Origin of the sequence: Herbaspirillum frisingense GSF30 (assembly GCF_000300975.2) — a bacterium.
GTDB lineage: Bacteria > Pseudomonadota > Gammaproteobacteria > Burkholderiales > Burkholderiaceae_D > Herbaspirillum > Herbaspirillum frisingense.
The window spans coordinates 1-5,416 of record NZ_AEEC02000070.1 but is presented as its reverse complement, the minus strand read 5'-3'; the positions used below and the strand labels follow the sequence as shown (position 1 = coordinate 5,416).

4 protein-coding genes are annotated in these 5,416 nt (G+C 64.8%); all 4 read left to right on the top strand.

Annotation, left to right across the window (positions count from 1 at the left end):
* The coding region (locus HFRIS_RS24215; protein ID WP_039876222.1) for an ABC transporter permease subunit at positions 1 to 370 on the top strand (370 nt) is incomplete at its 5' end.
* Between the two features lie 15 nt (positions 371 to 385).
* On the top strand, positions 386 to 1,153 hold the full coding sequence (locus HFRIS_RS24210; protein WP_006465665.1) for an ABC transporter ATP-binding protein: 768 nt from the start codon (positions 386 to 388) through the stop codon (positions 1,151 to 1,153).
* Positions 1,154 to 1,168: 15 nt separating this feature from the next.
* Positions 1,169 to 1,894 carry an ABC transporter ATP-binding protein gene (locus HFRIS_RS24205; protein WP_006464706.1) on the top strand — a complete coding sequence of 242 codons (726 nt, stop codon included), beginning with the start codon at positions 1,169 to 1,171 and terminating at the stop codon, positions 1,892 to 1,894.
* A 278-nt stretch (positions 1,895 to 2,172) separates the two neighbouring features.
* A partial coding sequence (gene putA, locus HFRIS_RS24200) for a bifunctional proline dehydrogenase/L-glutamate gamma-semialdehyde dehydrogenase PutA (protein WP_006465664.1) occupies positions 2,173 to 5,416 on the top strand: 3,244 nt, incomplete at its 3' end.

Here is a 5,416-nt window from a genome sequence, read left to right as displayed (position 1 = left end):
CGTGGCCGGTGCCATGTTCGGCGCCTTCCAGGGTTTTGTGTCGCCGGAATCCTTCTCGCTGACCGAATCCATCGCCGTGCTGGCCATGGTGGTGCTGGGCGGCATCGGTCACATCCCCGGCGTGGTGCTGGGTGGCGTGATCCTGGCCGCATTGCCGGAAGTGCTGCGCCACGTGGTGGAGCCGCTGCAGATGGCCATCTTCGGCCGTGTCTGGATCGATGCCGAAGTGCTGCGTCAGCTGCTCTACGGCCTGGCCATGGTGGTCATCATGCTGACCCGTCCGGCTGGCCTGTGGCCCTCGCCGCGCCATGAAGACCGTCCCGAAGTGGACCATACCAAAGTCGGTACGACCGGCGAAGTCAAAGCCTAAGCTGGAGCACAGAACATGACACAGACACTGCTCAAGATCCGCGACGTCAGCAAGCGTTTCGGCGGCCTGCAAGCCCTGAACGGCGTGGGCATCACCATCGAGCGCGGCCAGATCTATGGCCTGATCGGCCCCAACGGTGCGGGCAAGACCACCTTCTTCAACGTCATCACGGGCCTGTATCAACCGGACACCGGCAGCTTCGAGCTGGACGGCAAGCCCTATAGCCCCAGCGCCCCGCACGAAGTGGCCAAGGCCGGCATCGCCCGTACCTTCCAGAACATCCGCCTCTTTGGCGAGATGACCGTGCTGGAAAACGTGATGGTCGGCTGCCACGTGCGCACCAAGCAGAACGTGTTTGGCGCGGTCTTCCGCCACAAGGCGGCCCGCGAAGAAGAAGCGGCGATCCGCGCCAAGTCGCAGCAACTGCTGGACTTCGTGGGCATCGGCCAGTTCGCCAAGCGCACGGCGCGTCACCTGTCGTATGGCGACCAGCGTCGCCTGGAAATCGCCCGTGCCCTGGCGACCGACCCGCAACTGCTGGCGCTGGACGAACCGGCAGCCGGCATGAACGCCACCGAGAAACTGGGCCTGCGCGAGCTGCTGGTGAAGATCCAGGCCGATGGCCGGACCATCCTGCTCATCGAACACGATGTGAAGCTGATGATGGGCCTGTGCAACCGCATCACGGTGCTGGACTACGGCAAGCCGATTGCCGAGGGCGTACCGGCCGATGTGCAGAAGAACCCGGCGGTGATCGAAGCCTACCTGGGCGCGGGCCATTAAGCGAGACCACAGAACATGACAACGAACATCCTCAAAGTCGAACAACTGAGCGTGGCCTATGGCGGCATCCAGGCCGTCAAGGGCATCGCGCTGGAAGTCAACGAAGGCGAACTGGTGACCCTGATCGGTGCCAACGGCGCCGGCAAGACCACCACCCTGAAAGCCATCACCGGCACGCTACCCAGCAGCAAGGTAGATGGCCACGTGTATTACATGGGCAATCCGCTGAAGGGCAAGAAGTCCTTCGAGCTGGTCAAGGACAAGCTGGCGATGGTGCCGGAAGGGCGGGGCGTCTTCACCCGCATGAGCATCCAGGAAAACCTGCTGATGGGCGCCTACACCAGCAATGACAAGGGCCAGATCCAGGCCGACATCGACCGCTGGTTCGAGGTCTTCCCGCGACTGAAGGAGCGTGCGGCGCAGATGGCCGGTACCTTGTCGGGTGGTGAACAGCAGATGCTGGCCATGGCGCGCGCGCTGATGAGCCACCCCAAGCTGCTGTTGCTGGACGAGCCCTCGATGGGCCTGTCGCCGATCATGGTGGAGAAGATCTTTGAAGTGATCCGCAATGTGTCGGCCCAGGGCATCACCATCCTGCTGGTGGAGCAGAACGCCAAGCTGGCGCTGGAGGCGGCGCATCGCGGTTATGTGATGGAGTCGGGCCTGATCACCATGGAAGGCGAGGCCAAACAGATGCTGGATGATCCCCGGGTCAAGGCGGCTTACCTGGGTGAGGGTTGATCCGGACCAGTCTGTCGCGCCGGTGACACCGATGTCAGCAGAACGCCGCATGCCGCAAGGCCTGCGGCGTTTTTTTCATGCTCCCGGCCGTGTCGCCTGCACAGGCGCGGCCGGCCTGGATGTTGCACTTTTTCCGGGATTCTGTGGAAAATTAAAGTTGGTAAATTAATGAAATGCAAAATTAAATATTGGCTATATCACTGAAATACAGAATTAATATTGGTCTTTAGCACATAGAATCCGGTTGCCAAAATCCTTCCCATCCTGAACTCCAGACCATGACTACCGTCACCTCTGCCGCGCCTGCGGCCACTGCTTCCAGCCTGCCTTTCGGCGCCTTCCGCGCCGAGCTGCTGCCCGCTCCCAGCCCCCTGCGCGCCGCCATCACCGCCGCCTACCGTCGCGATGAGCGCGAGGCCGTGCAATGGCTGTTGCAGCAGGTCCAGGGCGACCCGTCCTGGAAGGAGTCGACCCAGCAACTGGCCCGGAAACTGGTGCAGCAGGTGCGCGAGAAGCGCACCCGATCGTCCGGCGTGGACGCGCTGATGCACGAATTCTCGCTGTCCTCGGAAGAAGGCGTGGCGCTGATGTGCCTGGCCGAGGCGCTGCTGCGCATCCCCGATCGCCAGACCGCTGACCGCCTGATCGCCGACAAGATCAGCAAGGGCGACTGGCGCAAGCACCTGGGTGAATCGCCTTCGCTGTTCGTCAATGCCGCCACCTGGGGCCTGCTGATCACCGGCAAGCTGGTGTCCACCAGCAGCGAAAGCGGCCTGACCCAGGCCATCACCCGCCTGATCGGCAAGGGTGGCGAGCCCCTGATCCGCAAGGGCGTGGACCTGGCCATGCGCATGCTGGGCAACCAGTTCGTGACCGGACAGACCATCGAAGAAGCGCTGGAGAACAGCCGTGACAATGAAAAGCGCGGCTATCGCTACTCCTACGACATGCTGGGCGAAGCGGCCCTGACCATGCACGATGCCGATGCCTACTACCAGTCCTACGAGCAGGCCATCCACGCGATTGGCCGCGCCTCCAACGGCCGTGGCATCAAGGACGGCCCGGGCATCTCGGTCAAGCTGTCGGCCCTGCACCCGCGCTATTCGCGCGCCCAGCACGCCCGCGTGATGGGAGAACTGTTGCCGCGCCTGAAGCAGTTGCTGCTGCTGGCCAAGCAATACGACATCGGCCTGAACATCGACGCCGAAGAGGCCGACCGCCTGGAGCTGTCGCTGGACATGATGGAAGTGCTGGTCGCCGATCCCGACCTGGCCGGCTTCGAGGGCCTGGGCTTCGTGGTGCAGGGTTACCAGAAGCGCTGTCCCTTCGTCATCGACTACCTGGTCGACCTGGCGCGCCGTCATGGCCGCCGCCTGATGATCCGCCTGGTCAAGGGCGCCTACTGGGATAGCGAGATCAAGCGCGCCCAGGTCGATGGTCTGGAAGGCTATCCGGTCTATACCCGCAAGGTGCACACCGATCTTTCCTACCTGACCTGCGCGCAAAAGCTGCTGGCCGCGACTGACGTGATCTACCCGCAGTTCGCCACGCACAACGCGCTGACCCTGTCGGCCATCTTCCACTGGGCCAAGCAGCACCAGATCGACAACTACGAATTCCAGTGCCTGCACGGCATGGGCGAGACCCTGTACGACCAGGTGGTTGGCGCCGACAATCTGGGCAAGGCCTGCCGCATCTATGCCCCGGTCGGTTCGCACCAGACCCTGCTGGCCTACCTGGTGCGCCGCCTGCTGGAGAACGGCGCCAACTCCTCCTTCGTCAACCAGATCGTCGATGAGGCGGTCTCGCTGGATAGCCTGGTGGCCGACCCCATCGAGACCGTGCGCGCCCAGGGCGGCCTGCCGCACCCGGCCATCGCCGTGCCGCAGCGCCTGTATGGCGAGGAACGCACGAACTCAGCCGGCATCGACCTCTCCAACGAAAGTCGCCTGCAACAGCTGGACCAGGCCTTCGCGGACATGGCTGGCCGCCAGTGGCAGGCCGCGCCGCTGGTGGCCGGCGAGATTGTCGCGCAGGCTGCACAGCCAGTGCGCAATCCGGCCGACCATCGCGAAGTGGTGGGGCAGGTGATCGAAGCCACGGTCGCCGATGTCGATACCGCGCTGACCGCCGCCACCGCCTATGCGCCGCAATGGCAATCCACCCCCGCCGCCGAGCGCGCCGCCATGCTGGAACGCGGCGCCGACCTGCTGGAAGCCAACATCGCCGAACTGATGGCCCTGGCCGTGCGCGAAGCCGGCAAGTCCCTGCCCAACGCGATTGCCGAAGTGCGCGAAGCGGTGGACTTCCTGCGTTACTACGCCATCGCTTCGCGCCATGACGGCAACGTCCTGGCCTGGGGACCGGTGGTGTGCATCAGCCCGTGGAATTTCCCGCTGGCCATCTTCATCGGCGAGGTCAGCGCTGCGCTGGCCGCCGGCAACGTGGTACTGGCCAAGCCGGCCGAGCAGACCGCCCTGATCGCCCATCGTGCCGTGCAACTGCTGCACGAGGCCGGTATCCCGCGCGCCGCGCTGCAACTGCTGCCGGGCCGTGGCGAGACCGTGGGCGCAGCCCTGACCTCGGACGTGCGCGTCAAGGGCGTGATCTTCACCGGCTCCACCGAGGTGGCGCAACTGATCAACCGCACCCTGGCCAAGCGCTCGCATGACGATGGCGATGGCAGCGGCGAACACGGCGAAGTGCCGCTGATCGCCGAGACCGGCGGTCAGAACGCGCTCATCGTCGATTCGTCCGCCCTGGCCGAACAGGTGGTGCAGGATGTGCTGTCTTCGGCTTTCGACAGCGCCGGCCAGCGTTGCTCGGCACTGCGCGTGCTGTGCCTGCAGGAAGACATCGCCGACCGTACCCTGGAAATGCTGAAGGGCGCCATGGCCGAGCTGCGCGTGGGCCGTCCGGACCGCCTCTCCACCGACATCGGCCCGGTCATCGACGCCGAAGCCCAGCAGAACCTGCTGGCCCACATCGAGCGCATGCGCGGCAGCGCCCGTTCAGTGCACCAGCTGCCGCTGGCCCCGGCCTGCCAGCACGGTACCTTCGTGCCGCCGACCGTGATCGAGATCGACGACCTGGCGCAACTGCAGCGCGAAGTCTTCGGCCCCGTGCTGCACGTGCTGCGCTATCGGCGCGATGCCCTGCCGCAGTTGATCGACGCCATCAATGCCACCGGCTACGGCCTGACTTTGGGCGTGCATTCCCGCATCGACGAGACCATCGATTTCGTCGCCCAGCGCGCCCATGTCGGCAACATCTACGTCAACCGCAACATCGTCGGTGCCGTGGTCGGGGTCCAGCCCTTCGGCGGTGAAGGCAAGTCCGGCACCGGTCCCAAGGCCGGTGGCCCGCTCTACCTGAAGCGCCTGCAACGCAATGCGCAGCTGCATGAAGAACTGACCCGTGCCCAGCCCTCGGCGGTCCCCAACGCCTTGCTGGACAGCCTGCTGGATTGGGCCCGCACGCACGGCCATGAACGCCTGGCCGCCAGCGGCGAGCGTTATCACC

Coding starts and splice junctions, on each gene's coding strand:
- HFRIS_RS24210 (WP_006465665.1), top strand. CDS start 386: ATGACACAGACACTGCTCAAGATCCGCGACGTCAGCAAGCGTTTCGGC.
- HFRIS_RS24205 (WP_006464706.1), top strand. CDS start 1,169: ATGACAACGAACATCCTCAAAGTCGAACAACTGAGCGTGGCCTATGGC.